A 20,294-nucleotide genomic window follows, 5' to 3' on the forward strand; every position below is an offset into this window, starting at 1 on the left:
AGCATGCAAAAAAGCGGATACGACCCATGAGATGGGGTATCCGCTTTTTTGTTGTTTAGAAGTATGGGCGGGGCTACAGGCTTATCGGTCGCGCCCGGCAAAGTATTGCAGGAGCGTCTCGAGATCCGCGTGCGCTGGGTAAGCAGAGAGTTCCTGCACGATACCAGCGGCCTGCTCCAGATAGTCCTGGCTGATCTCTTCAGCCCGGGCCAAGGCATCGCTGCGGTTGATCAGATTCAGCACATGCACTACTTCAGCATCAGAAGAGTCAGGACCAATTTTACGGATGTCAGAGGCTAGTTCAGAATCCTGAAGGGCATAAAGTACAGGCAAGGTTACTTGGCCGTGGCGCAGATCGCTTCCCGCTGGCTTACCAAGGACCTCTGTAGATTGTGTGAAGTCGAGCAGATCATCCTGAATTTGAAAGGACATCCCCAAGGCTTCTCCAAAGGAATAGAGTAGATTAGCAACCTCCTCAGGACTTTCGGTGGACAATGCGCCAACACGTAAGCAGGTAGCCATGAGCAGTGCTGTTTTGTTTCGTGATTTCTCCAAATACTGATCCATTGTAATATCGTAATCAAAGGCATGTTCCATTTGCTGATACTCACCCAGGCACAGCTGAGCAGTGGCAACAGAGGATAAGTCGTGTACATAACGGTTTTTGTCTCCGGTATGCTTGCTCAATAACTCAATTACGCGGGCGGACATGTAGTTGCCAATATGAACCGCAGATAGTACACCAGTCTTGGTATGCAGGGCAGGGCCACCCCGTCGAAGCTCAGCATCATCAATGATATCGTCATGAATAAGGGAGGCGGCATGAATAAATTCAGCAGCGGCAGATAATTGAAGCGCCCTGCGCCCTGTGGGCTTTCGGCCAAAACGGCTGCCCACAATAACCATAAGCGGTCTAAGTCGTTTGCCGCCAGAAGCGACGAGTTCGAGAACACTTTGTGCCAGTTGCGACTTCTTAGGTACGTCTTTATCGCGTGCTACAAGGTTTTCGATTTCACGATTAATTTCATTCAGATCTATATTCAAGGCTTCGTGCAACTTCATGTATCGTTCCCACCTGTCAAATAGCTTTGCTTGTGCGGTTCTGTTGCCTGCGTTCTTGGTTCAGGAATTGTTCCATTCCAGCAGCCGGATTTTCTTCCGCAAAGTCCCCATTTGACCGTCGGATCTGCATTTTTTTGATCGAAGGAGCCAAATAAGCAACCAGGTCAAGCTCCCGGTATTTTACTGCAAACTGCAGGTAAAAGCTGTAAAGATAGTCTCCATCCAAAATGTTGCGAGTAAGGTCGGGATGATGTGGGGTGCATTCCATATGGCGTTCTGCAGCCAAGGTGAGAATGGTGTGAATACCCAGCAAATGAACTTTGCGGTTATATTCCAGATCATGGCGTTCCAGTACCGAGAGCAGTTGCTCACATTCCGCCGGAGAGAGCTGAAGCTGAATTCCGGCAATCGGTGACATTTCAGCTTGCAGCAACCGGAAGGTATCTTCAATGAGTTGTCTGTTCACAAGATTCTCTCCTTCTTGTCGGTTTTGCCGGAAGAAACCATACCCCTGATTATCCCTACAAAACCATTTGGTAAGAAAAATAGTGGCGCTCTGTTATAGCTGACGCCGGTTATAATAACAAAGCATGACATAAAGTGTATGCTTTCATCTTCTTAAATAAGGAGAGTAATGTGTCCTAGGGACACATTACTCTTAAGTACATCCATATTAGGTAGGCTGTAACAACATTGTTTCTACACTAATCACATATATGATTAACTAATCAAGTCATGAATAATGTGACAAAGGGATTAACGTCAGTCGGTGTACAAGTACCAGCGCCTAACGAGCGGAATTCTCTTCCAATGCTTCTTCAGCCACGGAAGGACATAGTAATCTAAGCCAAACACGCTTCCTGATCCACCAATTGTAGCGATTGCTGCAGCGGTGTACCATAACATTTCAGTTGAAGCCATTTTTGTAGACCAGATCATAACAGCCATACCAATAGTTGCTATAGAAGAAATTGCTGTGAACAAACCAACGATGAGCATTACACCAAATACGATTTCTGCACAGACCATTCCAATTTGGAACCATTTTGCTAAGAAGGTGTAGCTTCCATCGTTATTGTAGAACATTAGATCCATGAACCAGTTAGTAATATTGTATACAAATCCAGGTACGGGCAGTGCTACTACAGCTTCTTTGGCAGTACTAACTGCTGATGCTGCGGAAGAAGCGTCTACCGTAGTTTTAACTGCATCGACTGCTACACTGGCTGCCGAAGCGGCGTCAGTAGCATAAGGTGCGGCTGGAATCAGGAAAATCTTATCCGGATCTTCCCAAATCTTCTTCAACTTATCGATACCTTCATAGAGCCACATGCCACCGAGCAGCATGCGAAGCGGAACGATCCAGAAGTTAGGTGAACGCTTGGAGAAATAACCGCCCAAGAAGCTCTTGCGATTCTCAACATGGAAGAACTCATGCATCATGTATGTCCATACTTTGTTGAAACCTACAACTTGGGACAAGTAGAACATATTGATAAAATGCTTGGACAACATCGCCATAAAGCCAGTAAGCATAAAGAACTTGCCTGGTAGGCCAACGTTCGCTACACCGTAACGGCTACCGATGGAAACCATGGTACCGTGGAAGCCTGGTTTGTATGCTTTTTTAGCTGTACCATTGATGTCTGCTGCAATGTTGGTCGCAATCACCGGAGCGGCTTGTTCAGCATTCTCAACCATCTGTGGGACAGGACGGGTTTCGCCTTCAGGAATAAAGAAAATGTTATCCCCAACAACGTACACGTTCTTATGATCCACACTTTCCAGGTTCTCATTCGTAACAATACGTTTGCGACCTTGTTGTTGAACATTATCACCCAGAGTGCCTACAAGTTCGGAACCTTCAACGCCGGCTGTCCAAACTACTGTGTGTGCATCAACAATGTTTTTCTCGCCGAGAGCAACACTGCCCTTGCCTACTTCGGTGATTTTTGCGCTTGTAACAATCTCTACATTCAGCTTGCGAAGACGAGCTTCAGCTTTCTGAATGAGCTTATCAGGCAGAATCGGAAGAACCTTAGGAGCCATATCCGCCACGACCAGACGAACCTCGGAAGGATCGATGTAGAATTCTTTGCAGAGCTCATCGCGATTTTCGGCCATTTCGCCAATCAATTCCACACCGGTAAATCCAGCGCCTACAACCACGAACGTCAACATGGAGCGGCGAACCGCTGCATTCTTTTCTTTCGCTGCTAATGTGTACATATCACGGATTTGACGTTTCAGAGCAACGGCATCATCGTATGACCAGAAGGAAAGAGTATTTTCTTCTGCTCCGGGAATACCGAAAAATGTTGGCTTGCTGCCTGTGCCGATTACAAGGTAATCATAAGCATAGGTTGCTTTTTCGGATGTTAGCTTTTTAGTTTTGAAATCAATGTTAGTGACTTCATCCAGTACGACATCGACTTTAAGACCAGCAAATATTTTTTTGAGATCAATCTTAATCGAATCCTCTGGAGCGCGGTTAGCAGCAACCTCATGCAGCTCAGTCAATAGAGTGTGGTAAGGATTTCGGTCAATAAGCTTGATTTCAATTTCTTTGTTGTTCTTAAATTTCTTTGCCAGTTTCTTAGCCGTGAGTACGCCGCCGTAGCCGCCACCCAAAATGACTATTTTTTTCAAAAGAAACTCACCTCATTCATCTGATTAGCTGCAAGAGAATTGCGAATAATTATTTCGCGCCTTCGAGTGCTTTTTCTGCCAGTGTAAAGTATTCGCCTACATGGATGGAAACGCCGGAGATAGCATCAGTCTTGCCTTCAGCATCAAGTGCAGGTGCTGCACCTTTATTCTCAAGGAAGTAAGCTTCAGCTTTGGCAATTTCTTCATGCCATTCTGCAGTAGCGCCGCCGGCTTTCATACCGTATTTGCCATCTACAGAATATTGTTTCTTATCGTCGCCAGCAGCATTCACACCACTGAATTTAACTGCTACAATGTTGCCGTTAGCAACACTCAGAGCAACAGTGGATTTCCAGCCGGATTCAGCATCCATTTCACCTTCAGCTACGTAACCGCCGTCTTTATAAGCACCAGCTTCAACAGGACCGGCAGCAAGAGCAGCTTGAGCAGCAACTACAAAATCATTAACATGTACAGATACGCCAGAAACAGCGTCAGTTTTACCTTCAGCGTCAAAAGTAAGAGCAGCTGGATCTTGTTTTTCAATTAGAAATGCTTCAGCTTTAGCAGCTTGTTCATGCCATTCAGCTTGAGCACCGCCTTTTTCAACCAAGCCGTATTTACCATCTTCAGATACCTTTTTCTTGAGATCGCCAGCATTTTTTACATTGAACGCATCCCAGTTAGCCTTGGTAATTTTGCCGCCTTCTACAGTTAAGAGTACGTAAGTTTGCCAGCCAGTTTCTGCATCAGCTTCAATAGTTCCGTAGTAAGTACCGTCTTGGTACTTTGCTGTTTCTGTTGCAGCATTGGCGGAATTAGCAGCTGGTGCAGTTGTTTCAGCAGGGGCATTAGTTGCGGCTGGGGCGTTGTTTGTGTTGTTGCCACAACCAGCGAGTACTCCAAGTAAAAGGGCACTCGACAAGATTACAGAAGCTTTTTTCATTTTGATATGACCTCCAAAAATAGTTTAAAATATATATATTAAAATGTAAAACATTTTAATAGTAAATAGAAGTGATAAAAATCACTTTATAAATGACATTTGTCACTTTGACTTGGGTGCAAAGCCCCACTTTGTAGCAAGCATATGACATATATCGGCATACAATAAGAAAAAATTTAATTATCTCAGTTCTTCTTCGATGGCATTTTAGCACAAGGAAGGAGATAAGGCATGTGAAAATAATCACTTAAAAAAATGATAAATTATTTTACATATGGATCATATCAAATTTTAAAATATATTGATAGCTAATATTATAGACTATTATGTGACAAAAAGTGACTTAATACTTGAAAGTAAGTATGCAGGAAATGGATTCACTCAAAATAGAGCGGGGTAATATAAAAGAAAGAATATAAAGTGCTTAATTCATAATAATTGCTGACCATAAAGCCTCAAGGCAGGGTAATGACATTTCTTAAGGAGAGGCGATGTCTATGTACAAATCTCATGTGGTGGCAGGCAGAATTATTGAAATCAACGCTGATCGGGTGCTTACACAGCAAGGAGACATGTTCTGCACCTACCATCCCCGGTACTATATGCTTCCGGCTGTTGAGACGTGGACAGAAGCCGAGTGTGACCCTGAAGAGGATACTGCAACACAGAAGCAAGGGAACATTACGGGAGACCTGCCTAAAAGGCGTTGGAATCCCATAAAATCCTGGTTCTCGTTACAGAAGAAAAGCGCAAATCGTATCTGATTTGCGCTTTTCTTCTGTAATAATGGTCTTGTAGATTTGAATCATTATTATTATGGTAATATGGTGGATAAGAATTGCAATTTACTATGTGTAACAGGAGTGAATCTATGGAATATCTGAAAATATTTTTCGTGAATACGGCGGTGTTAATTACCTTAGCCTATTTGGCAAATTTGATATATAAATTTACGATCACTAATGCACCTGAACAGATGAAGAAGATTTGCTGGGTACTTTTGACGATATTCGCGGGATGGAGCAGTATGTTTTTTGGCTATAGGTTGGATGAACATGTGATTTTTGATTTGCGGTTTGTGCCGCTAATCATCTCTACTTTGGCTTTTCCACAACCCTTTATACTTATAATGATAGGTGTTGGAACCGGGCTAGCGCGATTAACCTTCGGGGTTAACGAAGCTGCAGTAGTAGGAACTCTTAATTTGTCCATTCTGGGGTTTGTCTGCGCAGCGCTCAGCTTCTGGGTACGTCGTTCTACCTCAACTATAGTGAACAAAGGGCTTACTATAATACTCATCGTAAATCTAGTCAATGCCCTTAATATCATTGCCTTTGGCGTTATACCTGACAAAGAGTACATAACTGGGATAATGCCAGTTACTTTCCCAGCCGGTTTAATTCTCAGCATGCTATTTGCACTTATTATCCGCGACTTCCAACTGGAAATGATGCGTAATGAACAGATCCAGCGGGCAAACAAAATGTTGTCTGCTCAGACTGAGGAGCTGCACAAGAATAAAATTGTGCTTGAAGAAAGAGCAAAGCAATTAATGAAGGCTTCTCAATATAAATCTGAGTTTCTGACGAATATGTCACACGAGCTTAGAACACCACTAAACAGTATCATTAATTTATCGCAGTTAATTGAAGAGAAGGATTCCTCACTCAGTGAGGATGAGATGGTGGAATACGGAATGATTATCCATCGTTCAGGCGAGGATCTACTGATGCTTATTAATGATATCCTGGATCTATCCAAGGTAGAGGCAGGTCAACTGGATATATTAAATGAGGAGTTGAATGTTAGTGAAGTACCGGAGCTCCTTGCTTTGCAGTTTAATGTCATGGCCCGACAGAAGGGGCTGGAATTTAATATTGTTCTAAATGAAGATGTACCGTTAACATTAACTTCAGATCCGCAACGAGTACAGCAGATTCTTCGCAATCTGCTCTCTAATGCTTTTAAATTCACGAAGGTTGGCCACATCTCGCTAATTATTCGAGTAGAGAAGAAAAGAGCAGGAGCTGTAGACAAGCGCTGGGTCGTATTTGACGTGCAAGACAGTGGGATCGGGATTGCCTCGGAGAAGCACACGATTATTTTTGAAGCCTTTCAGCAGGCGGACAGCACAATTAGCCGAATGTATGGCGGGACCGGGCTAGGGTTGTCAATCAGCAATGATCTGGCCAGACTTCTCGGTGGTTTTATTACTTTGAAGAGCGTGGAAGGAAAGGGGAGCTTATTCTCTCTATATTTACCCCTTGAAGGCACATCAAAGTAAGCGGTTAGAGACTCCAACATTTTTTGTGGTTTTGGCGTATTGACAGAAGAGTGATGCTGAGTAGAATGAAGCCAAAGCCGCATCGAAGGAGTGTTATAGTCCGTATGAACATCATGAGAAGGAGGCCGTCGACTAGCCGTCCGAAGCTTAGCCGTAAAGCCTCAATACATCGTAAGAATTTGCGGATAGCTACATTTGAGGGAATCCCGGCAACGATCTTTCAGGTACTGCTTCAAGGGCAGTTCCTGACAGGATTCTTGTTGTATTTAGGAGCTACGTCAAGCCAGATTGGTTTTGTTCTGGCACTGACGACCCTTGTTAATATTGCGCAGATAGGTGTAGCCTTTCTAATTCAAAAACTGCCGAGCCGCAAATGGGCCATGGTTACCTTTATCGGACTGCAGAGGGTGCTCTGGGGTTCTACAGGACTTGTTCCATTTATATTCCCGCATCAATATTGGGTTATAGCCTTTATTGGCTTGTACACTATGGCGTTTATTGTCAACACGGTCAGTGGTGTGCTGTGGAGTTCAGTGATTAGCGATCTTGTTCCCTCGCGTGTACGGGGGCGTTATTTTGGGATTCGGAATACCCTGCTGAATGCTCTGGGGAGTTTGGTCTTGTATGGTGGCGGAGTTATTCTGGACCGTTATCCTGGAGGGCATGGCTTTCTCATCCTTTATATTGTTGTATGGATTTTCTCTATGACGAACGTGGTCGTATTTTTCTTTTACCCGGATGTGCCTTTCGAGAAATCCGAAGAGATTAAGTTTCTGCCCATGTTTAAAAAGCCGCTTCATGATAAGTTGTTTATGAAGTCGACCTTGTTCCTCGCCGCCTGGCTGCTGCTGCAGAACGTGACCGTTCCTCTTTATTCCTATGTCATGCTGCAGCTGCTGCATATTAATTATGAGACGTTATCCTTGCTTAATGTGGCTCAGACGCTCTTTATGATGGCGAGCTTTTATGTCTGGGGCAATCTAAATGCCAAATACAGCAACAAGCGTCTGCTGTTCTGGACATTGCCAATTATTGCGGTTTCCTCATTGCTTTGGGGGCTGTTGTCCGTTCTTCCAATGCTGCTTGTTCTCTTTGCGGCGCATATAGTATTTGGTGTCGGAGTGGGCGGGTTCAACCAATTGGCCTTCAACTTTCTTATCGGAGACACACCTAAGAAGGAGCGTCCGATGTATATGGCCATGTATGCGGCGCTCACGGGTCTATCTTCCTTTTTCGGACCCCTTATTGGAGGTAGGGTTTACGAAGTGATCAAGCACTGGCCGCATTGGACTCAGGTGTACGGTATGCAGTTGGTCATCGGTACCCTGATGATTGTATTGGTGCTGGTGCAGGGCCGGCGTATTCTCAGAGATGAATAGAAGTGAAAGGGAGTTTTACCATGTCAAGGGTAGCAATGGTACTAGGAGCCACCGGTTTGGTGGGCAGTGCGCTTACGGAGGAATTGCTAAGCCGTGCAGGCTGGGCTGAGGTCCGTGTGCTCGTGAGGCGTCCGCTGGCGCTGGAACATCCAAAGCTAAAGCAAACCGTTGTGGATTGGGAGCAGCTTTCACAATATAAGGAGCAGTTCCAGGGTGTAGATGCTGTCTTTTGTTGTCTGGGTACCACTATTAAAAAAGCCGGTTCGCAAAGTCAATTCGAGCGCGTGGATTTACAGTATCCACTGGAGGCTGCTGTGCTTGCCAAAGATCATGGAGTGAAGCAGTTTCTGGCGGTATCCTCGATGGGAGCCAATGCGAAATCGCGCAGCTTCTACCCCCGAACCAAGGGCCGGACTGAGGATGGATTAATTGCTGTAGGTTTTCAAGGCTTACATTTGTTTCGGCCTTCCCTGCTGCTGGGTAAGCGCGAGGAGTTCAGATTGGGTGAGCGGGTTGCAAGCAGGGTGATGAAAGCTCTGGATTTCATGATGGTTGGCAAGGCGGCCAAATACCGGGGGATACCAGCGGCAATAGTGGCCAGGGCAATGGTGAATATCGCGCTTGCGGATACCCATGGTGTACATATGTATACTAATGAAGTGATACACGTGATTGGTAAACGTTAGGAAGTTGCTTTTGGCGGAGTGCTAGTCGTACAATGTCGGTAGTGAAGAAATGTACACAATTTGGGGAGGATCAGAAATATGAGTAAAAAGCAGATCGCTACAACAAAAGCACCCGGAGCCATCGGCCCGTATAGTCAGGCAGTGGCTACTGGTAATTGGGTATATACTTCAGGCCAGCTAGGACTAGACCCGGAGACAGGAACACTGGTAGAAGGCGTGCAGGAGCAAGCCCGTCAGGCCCTCAGTAATATTCAGGCTATCCTCGAAGAAGCTGGAGCTTCATTGGATCATGTCGTGAAGACAACGGTATTCCTTAAGGATATGAATGATTTCGCGGTCGTTAACGAAGTTTACAGCACTTTTTTTACAGAACCTTATCCAGCCCGAAGTGCCATTGAGGTTGCGCGTCTGCCTAAAGACGGACTCGTGGAAATTGAAGCGGTTGCCCGCAAGAAATAAGATAGTAGATTTAGGCTTCATAATATCCCCCGTTGCTCAACTTGTAAGCTGAGCCAACGGGGGATATTTCTGTTTCAGTACCTGTTGCGGCGTGGAGTCAGGAGCAGCCAGATGCTATAGAGAAGCAGGAGTCCGGCGGCAACTAGACCGGTTATATAGACATTGTTAGCATCCTTGTGTTCCAGGGCAATGGCAATGTAAGCCCACACGAATACCAGTGGATAGACGCTATCCCGGTTAGGGTAACTGACTGCAACCGCGAGCAGTGTACCTACACAGAGCATAATAACAGCCCAAGTGGGATCACTAAGGCCAAATCCGTCCCAATTATTTTTCTCCAAAACCACACTGACGTTAACGATAGTGGCTACTGAAATCCAGCCTAGATAGATGCTGAAGGGTAAGCGGATTAGCCATTTCTCACCACGGGTAGGATTTAGGATACGTCGTGAAATCTGGTAGATCATAATAAGTGTAAACAACAAAAATATCATGGCCACCAGCGACAGTTCGATATACAAATACTGCCAGAGCAAGAGCCAACCTATATTAAAGATACAGCTGAGGATAAACCAGATGCCGATCGATTCTATAGCATTATTGGAACCTGCAGCTGGACGGAATTGATAGATGACGAACCCGGCTAGGAGCAGATAGATCAGTGACCAGATTGAAAAAGCGTATCCTGCAGGTGTTAAATAAGTGTAATACATGTCCGAAATTTCAGCGGTATTGTTCCCACCCAATGGTAACGTTATAGAGAGTACATTTACAGTAATCATAGCGAGAAAGAACAGCAGGTTCCACCATTTAAAAGGATTAGTGCGGCTCACATTATTCACTCCTTAAGCTTAGTTATATATAGAATATACCCGCTTTGGTACGACTTAAGACTATTATTCCGAAAAATGACTTACAGGTCATAATCTTTTGGGATAGGTTACCTGCACTGCGGGGTAATATGTAATATTAACAGCGGTAAAAGCCAAAGGGAGGGCAGGTTAATGGAGAGCAGCGAGGCGATTCGTCCTGAGAAAATGGGTCCGATGGTGATAAAGGAGACTTGGAATACCCCGGGCAGTATAGTTTCCTGGGAACGTTCAGAGAATATCTATATCTGCCGTGGGGAGTGCGGCGGCATTGTATTTATTTTTTTGAGTGATGAAATGTTTCGCATGAAGGTATTCCGCGATCGGGTGCCTGATTTAACAACGACAGCAGCAGTACTGGTTGAGAGCTGTATTCCGCATTTATTCCCTGTGGAGGAGACGGAGGAGCAGCTGATCTTCACGACCAGTGCGATCACACTCTTTCTGGAGAAGAAAACATTCATTATTCGGGTGGAGAATGTCCAGGGAAAGGTTATTATGCAACAAAACCTGACCAGTTGGAATCCGCGCGGTGCCAATCATGCCGAATATGATATGCAGCCAGACTCGCATTTTTACGGATTGGGTGAGAAATCGAGCTTTCTGGACAAGCGCGGGGAACACTACACGAACTGGAATACCGATGTATTCGCACCACATTTACCGGAAATCGAAGCCCTCTATGAGTCGATTCCGCTGCTCATTCATATGCACGACGAACTCTCCTATGGACTGTTTCTGGATAACTCGGGCCGCAGTGAGTTTGATATGCGTTCCCATGGGGTGGCCTTTACGATTGGCTGCGCTACCGGAGCTTTGGATATTTATTTTATCAATGGTCCCGAAATGAAAGATGTTGTGAAACGGTATACCTCGCTAACCGGACGGATCGCTCTTCCGCCAAAATGGGCCATAGGTTATCATCAGTCACGTTACAGTTATATGAACCAGCAAGAAGTATTGCAGCTGGCTCGAACCTTCCGCGAGAAGCGGATTCCCTGCGATGTTATTTATCTCGACATACACTATATGGACGAATACCGGGTATTTACGTTTGATCCTGTTAACTTTCCAGAGCCGGCGAAGATGATGGCTGAGCTGCTGGAGCTTGGGGTGCGGATTGTTCCGATCGTGGACCCAGGAGTGAAAAAAGATCCCAATTACAAGGTGTACAAGGAAGGTGTGCTGGATAAGCATTTTTGCCGCAGGCTGGAGGGGGATATTTTCTTAGGTGAAGTATGGCCGGGAATTAGCGTTTTTCCTGACTTCAGTGATAGCCGAACCTCTGAATGGTGGGGCGATCTCCATAAATATTATACGGACCTTGGGATTCAGGGAATCTGGAATGATATGAATGAGCCAGCGGTATTTAACGATACCAAAACAATGGATCTGGATGTGATGCATTTCAACAATGGGCGTCCGGTAACACATGAGGAGTATCATAATTTATATGGCATGATGATGTCCAAGGCCACCTATGAGGGTTTAGCAGAGCATTTGCAGGGTGAGCGTCCTTTCGTACTGACAAGAGCCGGATATGCGGGGATTCAGCGTTATGCGGCTGTATGGACGGGAGATAACCGCAGCTTCTGGGAGCATATGGCCATGGCCATCCCAATGGTGCTTAATATGGGGTTATCCGGGCTGGCTTTTTCAGGGCCGGATATTGGTGGCTTTGCCCACCACACCTCAGCACAACTGCTGGTACGCTGGACGCAAATGGGTGTCTTCTTCCCGTATTGTCGTAATCACTCTTCGATCGGAACGATGCGTCAGGAGCCTTGGTCCTTTGGAGAAGAGGTCGAAGGGATTCTGCGAGAATTCATCGGCCTTCGTTACCGCTGGATGCCATATTTGTATAACCTGTTTCATGAGGCGGAGCAGACTGGAATGCCGGTGATCCGTCCGCTCGTGCTGGAGTATCCACGCGACCCGCATGTGACCAATCTGTGTGACCAGTTCTTACTGGGTGAATCTGTGCTGATTGCTCCCATATACCGTCCGGACACCGATCACCGTTCCGTCTATTTGCCCGAAGGGCAATGGATTGACTACTGGGATGGAACGGTTAATGAAGGGGGACGTCACATCCTGGCTGCAGCACCGCTACATATTATGCCGATGTACATTAAGGCAGGCAGCTTTATAGCGGAAGGTCCGCTGAAGCAATATGCAATGGAAGAGACGGGCGAGCTGGTCATTGTTCATTTGTATGGAGCGAAGGCTGAGGTAGGTTTCAATGCTGCCTTTACCTTGTATGAGGATGACGGACATAGCTTCGGCTACAGGAGAGGTCGTTACTCTGAGCTGGCCGTAAAAGCAGTCGGAGATGAAGCAAGCATAAAGCTCAGTTGGTCCTATCTCCTTCGTGATTACGAGCCGCATAGAGATGTGTTGCGGTTTGCCCTCTGTTATCCTTTCTTTACAATAGCTGCTGTAAGCGGACTTTCACAGATAAGCATGGAGCAACTGGAGGATGGTCGCGAAGGATGGGTACAAAAGGGAAACAAGGGTGGAATTATTGTGCAGGTGGGCGATGCTCCTGAAGGCGGAGAGTTTATGATTAGTGCGGAGAAGGGATAATTCAATATGTTGGTGGGAAGGGGCTGTCCTGAAGAGGGTAGCCCTTAATTTATTTCCAAACTCGGGCATGCTGTCCGTCACTGAGGGTGATCTTAAATGCTCCGTTGATCTGCCCACTAAATGGTTCATTGCTTGTTAAGGCAAGCTTGAACTCCTTATGAAAGGAATTGTCCGCCCGAGGCTGCAGTACAAGGTCAGATAGTAGGATGGACTCTTGAGCTACTGGGTAGAAGGAGTCGATCGGGAGCTCGAGTACAGCCTGAACTGTTATTGCATCCTTGCTGTGGTTCTTGATGGGTAACTGACAGTTACCGCTAAGCTGTTGCTCAATCCATACATAGTTACAATTAACTTGGTGTGGGTCAAGTCCCACCGCATAGATGCTGGATGCAAAATAATGCTGATAACCGATAACTAGCCAGTCTGGAGCACTATTTAAACATATAAAGGCAGCAAAAAATAGCACAAGGCGATGTCTGGAGATCGCTTTATTCAAATAGAAAAGGGCAACAATAAATAGAACTGTCAGGAAGATACCTGAGGAATGGAGTCCGGTTTCAGAAGCCGATCGTGAATAAAGTGGGATGCCTAAGGAACGCAACAGAGCATCAAGCAGAGTATCAGGACCTGGGTAGCGGATGCTAAATACGATCATTACGGTAAAAAGTATCAGTGCGATAATTAAAGAACGTTTGCTTTTAATGAGAGGCGTTCCATGCTTCATAAATCACGACTCCTGTAAAATTTTCTCAATTATAACATGAGATTGAGGCCTAACTCGAGGTAATCGCTTTATTTTCTGCTAAAATCTACAGAAAATGTGCAGAAACGTTTTTAAATCAGGGCTTTTTCGTATAAGATGAAGAGATGAAGATAAATCCATTTGGAAATATAGGAGCGTTCGAGTGCTGCGATGGTATCTAGGACGTCCGTTTCATTTATATAGCTTCAATATGTATTTGACGGACGCCATCCAAAAGAAGGATGGCAAAGCCGTTTCTTCTTACTTGCTTAAAAGACAGGAGATCACCGATGACAAAGCATCTGTATGCAATATGGTTAGGGGACGTATTATTCTGCTTCTCCGGCGAAACTTCAGAGCCGAAGGTAGATGCCTGGACCCGTGTGGTCAAGAGGCTGGAGCTACGGGGAGGCTTGCGTCCTTTTACGGGTGCTGCGCTGCGTTTGGCGGAAGTGAAATATCCGGTTCCTCCTGTAGAAGGAAAACCGGTGCGGCGTGTGCTGCCTGGGCGAACGCTTGAAGGATTGGCGTTGGTACCTCAGGATGCTTTTGAACTGCTTTTGTCCTGGGATGAATCACTATGTTTAAGTCAGGGAGTGGAGCCAGGTGGTGAATTGCGGTACTGGGCTGCTGTAACCCGCTTTGCGCTGGAGTTAATGGGCAAAGGTGGAATTACACCGGGAGCTTTACCGCCGCGTCCCGTGGGATCGCGCCGCCGTGGAGGAGAACAGGCAGCTACGGCTTGCTGGTCTCCTGCTTTTCGCAACCCCGAGGATAAGGAAATCTTTCTGCAGCTGGCGGCATCCATGCCGGTACTTGCCTTGGGAACTCATACTGCAGAGGCTGGTGATTTGTCCTCGCGTGAAGAGGCTGGAGGCTATGTGCTGTACTCTTTTTTACAAGCTGTGATGAGTGCGGAGATTAAGCGGGTTATCGCAGGCATCGAAGGTGAGCTGACGCCGTATAAGGTTAATTATCGCCGTGGTCGCTCTCCTTTGACGGAGCTATGGTGGAATAGTCTGCTCACGGGCAGTCGTGATATTCCCGTGCAGGGGACTCCGGCAGAGGTAACCGAGCTGCTCACCACCGTCAACGAGACGGCTGGCAATGAAATGCCCCATTCCCAGACAGAGGAAGCGCGGAGTGGAATGCTGGGTCTTGGCCTGCGTCTGGAGCCACCAGGGGACGAGAGCGAGGTTTGGCGCTTAACCTTCTGGGCAGAGAGTAGAGAAGAAGGCGAATTCTGGCTTCCGGCAAAATCGGTCTGGAGCAGTAAGGAACGGGAATTCACGTTATGGGGGAAACGCTACCGTAACATTCAGCAGCAGCTTCTTACAGTACTGGGGCGAGCTGCGAAGGTATCACCGGATATTCAGCGTGGGCTGTCTGTGCCGGCTCCGGATGGTGTTGATCTGGAGCCTCAACGCCTGTATTACTTTCTGAAGGAAAGTGTACAGGAATTGACTAGCCGGGGAATAACGGTACAGATGCCTTCTCGCTGGAGTCGGGAGGGACGCCGTAGGATTGGCATGAAGATGCAGATGCAGCCGTTGGAGATTGGAACAGACGGCCCTGCACCGGTGGCTCTTGGTATGGAAGCACTAATTTCATTCCGTATTGAGGCGTCCCTTGGAGAATCATCCATCACTGAAGAGGAACTGAATGCCTTAGTTGAAGCGGGTGTGCCCTTTGTACGTTTCCGTGGGGAATGGATTGAGGTAGATCCGAAGGAAATTCGTCAGGTTCTTAAATATATGAAGCGTCATGAAAGCGGAGAAATGTCCGCAGCAGACTGGATGCGGCTGGAAGCCGAGGATGGTGAGGACCGACTCTGGAAGGGTATGTCTGTTACAGGCATGGAAACGTCTGGATTGCTGGCCTCGCTGATGCGCGGCGATGTGTTGCGTAATCTTCCGGTACGCACTGTACCAGATAGCCTACAGGGTACCCTAAGACCTTATCAGGAGCGGGGTTATCAGTGGCTGACTGCCCTGAGTGGACTGGGTTTTGGTGTGTGTCTAGCTGACGATATGGGCTTGGGCAAGACGATACAGGTCATTACCTGTCTGCTCGACCGTGCGCTGACTGGTCCTCCCAAGGAAGCGCAGAGTCCGGTGTTGATTCTTTGTCCGACCTCACTGCTGGGCAACTGGCAGCGGGAGCTGCAGCGTTTCGCCCCTTCACTTAGAGTGCATATTCACCATGGGGGACGACGTATGCGTGGAGAAAGCTTTATGGATCTGGCAGCAAGCCATGATATTGTGTTAACCACCTACCATTTGGCCGGCCGGGATAGTGAGGATTTAGCGGGTGTCCACTGGTCCACAGTAGTGCTGGATGAGGCGCAGTACATCAAGAATCATCGCACCAAACAGGCGCAAAGCGTGATGAAGCTGTCAGCACCGCACCGAATTGCCATGACAGGCACACCAGTAGAGAATCGGCTTGGTGAGCTTTGGTCCATTTTTCATTTTCTAAACCCAGGTTATTTAGGTACTTATCACTCCTTCCGCCAGCGGTATGTTTCGGGCGAAGGCGGAGAAAGGCTGCGGGAGCTGCATCGTCTGGTATCTCCATTCTTACTGCGCCGGCTCAAAAGCGATCCGGACATCTCCAAGGATCTGCCGGAGAAGCTGGAACTGAAGTCCTATTGTCCTTTGACGGAAACTCAAGCCGCGTTATATCAGGGAGTCGTAGATGAAATGCTCGGTGTAATCGGTGAGCGCTCCGGAATGGCTCGCCGCGGACTGGTTCTGTCTTCTCTAACGAAGCTGAAACAGATTTGTAATCACCCTCAGCTCTTCCGGAAAGAGGAAGGACGCGGTCAGCGCAACGAACAATCCGGCAAAATGGAAGTGATGTTCGAGGTACTTGACAATATTGCCGAGCTAGGCGAGTCTGCGTTGATCTTCACACAATATGTAGCAATGGGTGAACTGCTGGTCAGCCGACTGACCAAGCGATACGGCTCAGCTCCACTGTTCTTGCATGGCGGAATTCCGAAGCGGGAACGCGATGAGATGGTACATGCTTTTCAGGAGGGGGAGGGCCCCGCATTCTTCGTACTTTCCCTTAAAGCCGGGGGAGTAGGGTTGAACCTGACGCGTGCTAACCATGTGATCCATTATGACCGCTGGTGGAATCCGGCAGTCGAGAATCAGGCAACAGACCGGGCCTTCCGGATTGGCCAGAATAAGAATGTGCATGTTCACAAGCTGATCTGCCAAGGAACGCTGGAGGAACGGATTGACGAGCTGATTGAACGTAAAAAGAATCTCTCCGAGCAGGTTGTGGGCTCTGGTGAAACCTGGTTGACCGAAATGTCCAACCATGAACTCAAGGAGCTTATTGAGCTGCAGGGCCAGGACTGGATGTAAAGGGAAGATATGAGTTACAGGAGGGATCTACAAATGAGTGGACAGTTGGAGCTACGGCTGGAAGTTATCCCCGGTGTGTTAAAAGCGTCATGGATACCGCTATCCGGGAAAGCGGTGGTCCCACAGACTATATTAAACAGCGGTGACGCTCCGGCTATTCTGCAGGGAACAAAGGCAGGCCAACCTCTCTCTTTGAAGGTTCCGGTCTGGCCGGTTACCCGGAGACAGGAAGTGCTGCGGCGATTGGCACTCAGCCCTAATGAGATGTACGCGCTGCTTCAGGGACACTTGAGCGGACTTAACGAACTGGAGCTTCTGCCTACCGATACCGAGCTTGCGCACGCATCCTTCGATCAAGCAGGAGGAGGGAATATGGAGGAAGCTCTGAAGCAGGTCAAGAAAAGACTGGCTGAGGAACCCCTGCTGGCCCTTGCGCTTAGAGGATTAACCAAAGCAGAACTTCTTGATGGTATATTTAGTCTATGGGCTGAAGAAGAAAACGAGACTGCTGATGATGTAGGAACAACACCGACGAGTGGGCTGGCGGCAGAGCTGGCTCGACTGGAACGCAAAGGTCCGGCGGTCTCCTCAGGCGAATGGCTGGCGGAAGCTGCTGCTGAAGGCTCGCTTCACCAGCCTGGCCCCCTATTCCATGAGATAGAGGCACGCCCCTTCCCATCTCTGTCTGTTGTAGCGGTTGCAACAGAGGATTGGGCAGCTTTGCTGCCTAAGACCACAAGAGTACAGGAGGGATTGACCCTAATTATGCAGCGTGTGGCTCAAGCTGCTGCGGGAAGAGCGGGCCATTCGCCCAAGCGGTGATCCAGCTCATCTCTTCAGAAGAAGGCAATCCAAAAAGGCAGTCCGTTCCAGCTTGAGCTGTTGCAGGACTGCCTTTTTATTTCGTACAAGAAACAGAGTTAATTTAGCTGTTGCGATGTCCGTTGCCGAAACTGTCTCCCTCGGTGAGTTCGAGAATTTCACGGCGCAGGCGCAGCATTTTCTGATCCAGTTCATCGGCAGCCCTTGCGGCTTCCTTCAGCTCTTCCGCCACATGAGGAGGGAGCTGCTTATCGAATTTATAATACAGGATATGCTCCATGCTTGCCCAGAAGTCCATAGCCAGAGTGCGCAGCTGGATCTCGGCTTTGACCCAGCGAGTACCCTCCATCAAGACGAGCGGAATCGCCACAATAACATGCAGGCTTTGATATCCGTTAGGCTTGGGAAAAGCGATATAGTCTTTAATCTCCAATACACGAATATCCTCGCGTACACTTAGGTGATCTACTAGACGGTATATATCTTTGACGAATGCACATACAATCCGCATGCCGGCAATATCGTGTATGTGTAGTTCCATATTCTCAAGGCTGAATTCATAGCCTTTGCGCTGCATCTTTTGCAGGATGCTCTTGGGCTCTTTAATCCGGGATTTGATATGCTCAATCGGACTGAAGCCATCGCGGATTTGCCATTCTGTCTTGATAACATCGATCTTATTCTGCAGGTCATTTAGAGCGTGGCGATAGAGCGCCGGTAATGCCTTGAATTCCTCAGCCTGGTTGGCAAAATCCTCATTGCCCTGCCACTGCTGCAGATCTTTAACGTGAATCTGTAGCTGATTAAGTGCAGGTTGTGTGCTGTCATGTTCTTCCACTGGTACTCTCCCGAATTACGTTATTGGTGACTACACCAGTTTAACCGATATAGAGCTCCAGAAGCAAAATAAGACTCAAACGTAAAAAATGTTCGGGCCGGGGACAGTGGTTGCAGAAAGTGCAGCACAAAGACTTTATGGAAACATTCTTAAGGGAAAGACGTATAACTGCACATAAAGCTAAGAACAGGTTATATCATTATTTGTTGGTGGGGGAGCCTCCATCGTAGCCTTTATCCTGATATCCCGTGTTTCTGAGTTTGGCCAGCACACCGAGCTCATCAATGGTCTGCTGAGTCTCAATGCTGCCATGCTGACGCAAATATTGAAATAATTGAATGGTTTGTTCATCGAATTGGTCAATGGCTTCATCATGGTCAGCAGATTTATAGGGCACAAAAGCGCGGCGGAAGGCATACTCATCACCCTTCTGCAGATTGTCGAGTAGATTCTGCAGAGTGGTAAGCTCATCCGCTGTTAACAACACATCAAATTCATTGGAGTCATTACGTACTTCTTGAATCAGGCCATGGTTAACGGACACGAAATAATGCTTTTTTAATTCATTAGCTGGCAAGATAACTTCCTCCCATCTTCTTGTAAGATTCGTCATAATCATAGTTATTATTAATACACGGAACGACAAATTATGAATCTGTGTGATACATTTGGTATGATAGTAACACGTTTCCGTTACAGAGGGGGCGTATAAAGAGTTACCTTAATTAGGATTTGGGGCTGTCACTCGACCCTGTTCTTACTGTGGAGAAGGAGGAACTACAATGAATTTAATCCAACGTATCAAAGATGGTGCCAATCGAGTTTCCGAAAAAGCGCAAAACTCCGTAGAGGTCGGTAAGCTGAATGGCCATATTTCCGATATCGAGCGTGAGATGGAAATTGAATTTGTCAAAATGGGAAAGCTTTTCTACGAGGGATACCGTTCAAGAGATATGTCTGTGGCCGAAGGCAAAATGGTAGAGCTGTCACGTACCTGCAATAAGCTGCAGGAGAAGATCGAAGGCCTGCGCTCACGAATTGCCGAGCTGAAGAATGAGCGGCTATGCACATGCGGGTATGTTGTTGCCCTGAATGCCAACTTTTGTCCGAACTGCGGACGGAAGCTGGAGGAGCCCGTGACTTCTAGAAAGGTACCGCCCACACCGGTTACCGTACAAGTGGTGCCTGTAGATGAGGACGAGGACCAATACTACGGCGCGGACGAACTAACGGATGAGGAGAAGGAACTGGCCATGAGACCGGAACAACAAGCTGCTTATGCTGAGGTTCTGAAATCGGATGTTGAGCAGCCCATTGAGGATTATACGGGAAACAGCCAAGATTCCGAACGCGGGCGACGTCAGGCCGATGAGCTGGAACGTGAGCGGGAGAGACAACTTGAGCTTGACCGGCGTATTCGTGACTGGCAGGCAACAGAACATGTGGAAGAAGCTGCAGACAGCGAGAGTGACGGAGTTCGGGAGTTGGTGAAGTGCCAAATTTGCCGGGCTGATCTGCCTAAGGGCTCGATGTGGTGCTCTCGCTGCGGCTCGGAGCAAATCTAGAGTAAAGTTATACAGTCAGCTAGGGGGACA

Annotated in this window: 17 protein-coding genes; 9 read left to right on the forward strand and 8 right to left on the reverse strand. The window is 47.4% G+C overall.

The genetic code is table 11. The features are described 5' to 3' along the window. Window positions 1-81: 81 nt before the first annotated feature. From GJB61_RS20820 to GJB61_RS20835, 4 genes are all read right to left on the reverse strand, one after another. A complete protein-coding gene (locus GJB61_RS20820; RefSeq protein ID WP_154120965.1) occupies window positions 82-1,062 on the reverse strand; it encodes a polyprenyl synthetase family protein in 981 nt (326 codons plus the stop codon). A 16-nt stretch (window positions 1,063-1,078) separates the two neighbouring features. Continuing rightward, window positions 1,079-1,528: a hypothetical protein gene (locus GJB61_RS20825; protein ID WP_154120966.1), complete on the reverse strand. Its 450-nt coding sequence runs from the start codon at window positions 1,526-1,528 to the stop codon at window positions 1,079-1,081. 296 nt (window positions 1,529-1,824) lie between these two features. Then, on the reverse strand, window positions 1,825-3,711 hold the full coding sequence (locus tag GJB61_RS20830) for an FAD-dependent oxidoreductase (RefSeq protein WP_154120967.1): 1,887 nt from the start codon (window positions 3,709-3,711) through the stop codon (window positions 1,825-1,827). Window positions 3,712-3,760: 49 nt separating this feature from the next. Beyond that, window positions 3,761-4,657 carry an FMN-binding protein gene (locus GJB61_RS20835; protein ID WP_154120968.1) on the reverse strand — a complete coding sequence of 299 codons (897 nt, stop codon included), beginning with the start codon at window positions 4,655-4,657 and terminating at the stop codon, window positions 3,761-3,763. A 497-nt stretch (window positions 4,658-5,154) separates the two neighbouring features. Here GJB61_RS20835 and GJB61_RS20840 point away from each other — a divergent pair, with 497 nt between their 5' ends. The 5 genes from GJB61_RS20840 to GJB61_RS20860 all read left to right on the forward strand — a co-directional run bounded on the left by GJB61_RS20840 (window position 5,155) and on the right by GJB61_RS20860 (window position 9,465). Further along, a complete protein-coding gene (locus GJB61_RS20840; protein ID WP_154120969.1) occupies window positions 5,155-5,421 on the forward strand; it encodes a hypothetical protein in 267 nt (88 codons plus the stop codon). Window positions 5,422-5,528: 107 nt separating this feature from the next. After that, window positions 5,529-6,941 carry a sensor histidine kinase gene (locus GJB61_RS20845; RefSeq protein WP_154120970.1) on the forward strand — a complete coding sequence of 471 codons (1,413 nt, stop codon included), beginning with the start codon at window positions 5,529-5,531 and terminating at the stop codon, window positions 6,939-6,941. A 104-nt stretch (window positions 6,942-7,045) separates the two neighbouring features. Then, entirely contained in the window at window positions 7,046-8,320 is a 1,275-nt protein-coding gene (locus tag GJB61_RS20850) for an MFS transporter (protein WP_154120971.1), read from the forward strand. A gap of 20 nt (window positions 8,321-8,340) precedes the next feature. Then, window positions 8,341-9,006, forward strand: coding sequence for an oxidoreductase (locus GJB61_RS20855; protein ID WP_154120972.1), 666 nt, complete (start codon window positions 8,341-8,343; stop codon window positions 9,004-9,006). Between the two features lie 78 nt (window positions 9,007-9,084). Then, complete coding sequence (locus GJB61_RS20860) at window positions 9,085-9,465, forward strand: RidA family protein (RefSeq protein ID WP_154120973.1); 381 nt, start codon at window positions 9,085-9,087, stop codon at window positions 9,463-9,465. Window positions 9,466-9,539: 74 nt separating this feature from the next. On the opposite strand, the gene GJB61_RS20865 is transcribed toward GJB61_RS20860, so the two are convergent. Further along, window positions 9,540-10,298: a TspO/MBR family protein gene (locus GJB61_RS20865; RefSeq protein ID WP_338115998.1), complete on the reverse strand. Its 759-nt coding sequence runs from the start codon at window positions 10,296-10,298 to the stop codon at window positions 9,540-9,542. 171 nt (window positions 10,299-10,469) lie between these two features. Between GJB61_RS20865 and GJB61_RS20870 the strand changes: the two genes are divergently transcribed. Next, window positions 10,470-12,920, forward strand: a complete 2,451-nt coding sequence (locus GJB61_RS20870) for a glycoside hydrolase family 31 protein (protein ID WP_154120974.1) — start codon at window positions 10,470-10,472, stop codon at window positions 12,918-12,920. A gap of 49 nt (window positions 12,921-12,969) precedes the next feature. On the opposite strand, the gene GJB61_RS20875 is transcribed toward GJB61_RS20870, so the two are convergent. Continuing rightward, window positions 12,970-13,644, reverse strand: a complete 675-nt coding sequence (locus GJB61_RS20875; RefSeq protein WP_154120975.1) for a hypothetical protein — start codon at window positions 13,642-13,644, stop codon at window positions 12,970-12,972. A 308-nt stretch (window positions 13,645-13,952) separates the two neighbouring features. On the opposite strand from GJB61_RS20875, the gene GJB61_RS20880 reads away from it, so the two are divergent. Together GJB61_RS20880 and GJB61_RS20885 are read left to right on the forward strand one after the other, a co-directional pair. Then, window positions 13,953-17,039, forward strand: coding sequence for a DEAD/DEAH box helicase (locus tag GJB61_RS20880; protein ID WP_154120976.1), 3,087 nt, complete (start codon window positions 13,953-13,955; stop codon window positions 17,037-17,039). Between the two features lie 33 nt (window positions 17,040-17,072). Next, window positions 17,073-17,861 carry a hypothetical protein gene (locus tag GJB61_RS20885; RefSeq protein ID WP_154120977.1) on the forward strand — a complete coding sequence of 263 codons (789 nt, stop codon included), beginning with the start codon at window positions 17,073-17,075 and terminating at the stop codon, window positions 17,859-17,861. 103 nt (window positions 17,862-17,964) lie between these two features. On the opposite strand, the gene GJB61_RS20890 is transcribed toward GJB61_RS20885, so the two are convergent. Both GJB61_RS20890 and GJB61_RS20895 read right to left on the reverse strand, forming a co-directional pair. Further along, complete coding sequence (locus GJB61_RS20890; protein ID WP_420819762.1) at window positions 17,965-18,699, reverse strand: GTP pyrophosphokinase; 735 nt, start codon at window positions 18,697-18,699, stop codon at window positions 17,965-17,967. A 199-nt stretch (window positions 18,700-18,898) separates the two neighbouring features. Then, window positions 18,899-19,276 (reverse strand): hypothetical protein, encoded by a 378-nt coding sequence (locus tag GJB61_RS20895; protein WP_229522159.1) that lies wholly within the window; start codon window positions 19,274-19,276, stop codon window positions 18,899-18,901. A gap of 205 nt (window positions 19,277-19,481) precedes the next feature. On the opposite strand from GJB61_RS20895, the gene GJB61_RS20900 reads away from it, so the two are divergent. Further along, window positions 19,482-20,264: a zinc ribbon domain-containing protein gene (locus GJB61_RS20900; protein ID WP_154120979.1), complete on the forward strand. Its 783-nt coding sequence runs from the start codon at window positions 19,482-19,484 to the stop codon at window positions 20,262-20,264. The last annotated feature ends 30 nt before the right edge of the window (window positions 20,265-20,294 follow it).

It is taken from the genome of Paenibacillus monticola (genome assembly GCF_009664975.1).
GTDB lineage: Bacteria > Bacillota > Bacilli > Paenibacillales > Paenibacillaceae > Paenibacillus_AQ > Paenibacillus_AQ monticola.